General features: G+C 49.8%; 2 protein-coding genes. Both read left to right on the top strand.

Annotation, left to right across the window (positions count from 1 at the left end):
- Positions 1-40 precede the first annotated feature (40 nt).
- Entirely contained in the window at positions 41-2335 is a 2295-nt protein-coding gene (locus QVP67_RS14365; protein ID WP_022164244.1) for an ABC transporter permease, read from the top strand.
- A 31-nt stretch (positions 2336-2366) separates the two neighbouring features.
- The coding region (locus QVP67_RS14360; RefSeq protein WP_288180267.1) for an ABC transporter permease at positions 2367-3275 on the top strand (909 nt) is incomplete at its 3' end.

Raw genomic sequence — 3275 nt, 5'->3', positions numbered from 1 at the left:
CTCCTTGGGAGAGGGGTCGGGGGTGAGGCCGTAAATGCTTATGATACTACATTACCTGAAAGTCGCTTGGCGCAATTTATTGAAGTATAAGGTTCATCATCTGATTTCCGTACTTTGTTTGGCCATCGGGATTGTTTGTTATTCGCTGGCGGATTATTTCATCGGGCAGTCCGACTATTACAGTTCCCTGCCCGATGCCGAACGGCGGATTATCCTGCGGCTTTCCAGTAAGGAGCAGCCATACGATGCCGGTTTTACGGTCGAGGATATCAGTCGGATGGAAGAATGGTCCGTCGACGGACTGACCGCCTTGTCTGTGGAATCTTATTCCCGATCTACTGAAGTCAGCGTTATCGACCATGAACAGCAGGAGAGGCCTTTCATCATCGAATACACGGCCGTCAATCCGTACAGTTTCCGCTATGAAGGGCGTAAGTTGCTGTATGGCGACCGTTTGCCGGAACATCCGGACGAGGTAGTCTTGTCACGTCGGTTTGCCCGGAAAGTATTCGGAACGGAAAATCCCATAGGCAGTATTGTATGTCTTTTGGAACCAAGCATCTTTCGCGATAACGGTATTCGCCAGTTCAAGGTAGTGAATGTAGCAGAAGAAGGCAGACTGACGGAACAGGAGATAGACTGTTACTTCTCCTACCAGCTGGTAACGGACCACACCTTGGGAGTAAAGAGTCTGCTGGCCGAAGACGTTACTTTGGCTTCGCTGAACAGCAACCTGCAAAAGCAATCCTTGATGCACAAAGACGGCGCATGGACTGCTTCGGCCATAAGTGTGATGCACCAGTATAACCAGATGCGTGGAGTAAGGCTGATGCTTCGTCTGTTGGCTGCGCTTATTCTGATTTCGGCCCTGATTAATTTTCTGAAATTTGTCTTTCAGATGTTTTATAACCGTCATCGGGAAGTGGCGTTGCGCAAGTGCATGGGGTCGGATACGAAGGGACTCCTGACGCTTCTTTTTGCCGAAGTGTTTTGGATGTTGACTGCGGCCGCTCTTGTGTCGCTCGCTTTGACGGAGGTCGTTGTCAGTGTAGGAAGACAATACATAGCTCAAGAAGATTTATATAAGATGAGTTGGATGGACTTGAAAGACATTTATGGTACGCAACTGAAGAATTACTTGCTTCTGGTACTGCTTTGTCTACCGATAGTTTATGTTCCGGTCTGGCACTTACGGCGCACGGGCATCAGCAGGCAGGTGATTGGACAGGGAGGTCGGCACGTGTTCCGCTCAGTCATGATGTGGTTACAATTGAGTATCGCCGTATTCTTTGTGGGTAGCGTACTATGTATTCAGATAGCCCTGCACTGCACGTTTGACAGTTACAGTCCTCTTTCGCCCGAAGAAGAGGAACAGATCATTGTCTTCCAGCCTAAATCGTTTTACGTGCGGAAGAACTTGGAGCCGATGCTGAACGACTTCATGGCCTTACCCGAGATTATCGGCAAAATAAGTACGGTACAGTATCCTCAGACTTTGTATTCCATTGATTGGCAAAACGGTAAACAAAACAGAAAGGTGGAATACGTTACGGGAAGTCCTGATTATTTTGACTTTCTGCACATCCCCCTGCAAGGAGAAAAATGGGTGGAGGATGTCGGAGACGTGGTGTATGTCAGTGAAAGGCTGAATGGAGCATTGGCCAAAGACAGTGTACCTTCCAGCATAACGCTGGAAGGCAAACCTTATCGTATAGCCGGTGTATATAAAGTATTATACGGTGAGTCAAAAGATACTGTGAGGACGGCAGGTTCGGTCTTCTTCCCTTCACGGGAGTATAACTATCTCTATTTTCGTGTAGCTGCGGAACAGGATGCCCAAAAGGTTATGGACCGATTGGAGAAAATCTATCGTACATACATACCAGAGACCTTGCCGTTGGAAATGCGGCTTTTGTCGGACAACAAACACACCCTGAACGGTTCTGTAGCTGCCATCCGAGTAGCCTTGGCCGTCCTGGCGTTCATCAGCCTGTTATTGGTTATATTGAGCATTTATTCCGCCATTTCACTGGACACTACAGGAAGGCAGAAGGAAGTGGCTATCCGCAAAATCAACGGAGCTACACCGAAGGTCATTGCATATTTGTTTGGCAAGTCTTACTTCCTTATTTTTATGCTGGCGTTTCTTACAGGTTTCCCGTTGGCTTACCTATTGGTGAACGAACTGTCGGAATCTGGAGCACCTACGATTCCCGCATGGCAATGGGGCACGTTGCTCTTTGTTTTCATCTTGTCGGTCGTTGTACTGACCGTGGCTTGCAAGATTAGGCAGGTAATGCGAGTGAATCCGGCTGAAGTCATCAAACGGGAATAATCCATTGATAAATAAATAAGTAAATGAATATATGAAAGCATTATTACTATCCATCCGTACCATCCTGCGCTTCAGGACCTACACCATCATCAATGTGCTGGGATTGGCCCTGAGCCTAGGTTGTGTCTTTGTGCTGGTGCGTTACATCCACCAGGAGTATACTGTCAATCATTTTGTGCCCGAGGTCGACCGGACTTTCCTGACAGCCGTTTTCAAGGAAGGAGAACCGAGAGGGTCACTGGGCGAGAGCGGGGACCGGAACAACGACCCCAACTACCGCAATCCGCTGGATCATCCGGCAGTGGAGGCGTTCAGCCGGTTTATGATGTTTGACGATGACTTTGTGGCGAAGGACGACTATCGCTATGCGGTTAATACCATAGTGGTGGACAGCCTGTTCTTCGACCTGATACCTTACGGCTGCAAGGAAGGCAGTCTGCAACTAAAGCCCGACGAAGCCCTGCTGACGCCACAGGCCGCTCTACGGATATTCGGGACCGAGCATGCCGTGGGCAAGGAGCTGGTTACGTCGTCGGGTAAGCCCGTCCGTGTGGCTGGCATCCTGAAGGAGCCGTCTACAAAGTCCTCTTTCCAGTTCGATGTCGTTTTATCGGTATATCTGATGAGGGACTGGAGCCGGGTGGCCTATGAAGTGGTACGCCTGCACCGCCCCGAGGACGGGAACGAGATAAACCAGGCCAACCGTACCCCCATGAAACTGGTATGCTATGGTAACCTGGCCGTCTATTACCAGCTTGTTCCGCTCAAGGACTTCTACCTGAGCAGGCAGGTATCTGCTTATGTCGACTCGGTAACCCAGGGGCGTCCGGACGTGCTCAGGCTGCTCGGACTGGTAGTGGGGCTGATTCTGCTGGTAGGCTTGCTCAACTACATGAATCTCTATTCGGTTGTGATGCTGAAGCGGGGCCGCGAACTGGGC

The sequence above is a fragment of the Bacteroides sp. CAG:633 genome (genome assembly GCF_000435115.1).
In the GTDB taxonomy this organism is placed as follows: domain Bacteria; phylum Bacteroidota; class Bacteroidia; order Bacteroidales; family Bacteroidaceae; genus Bacteroides; species Bacteroides ndongoniae.
This window is presented reverse-complemented; position numbering and strand designations above follow the sequence as displayed.

Coding starts and splice junctions, on each gene's coding strand:
- QVP67_RS14365 (WP_022164244.1), top strand. CDS start 41: ATGATACTACATTACCTGAAAGTCGCTTGGCGCAATTTATTGAAGTAT.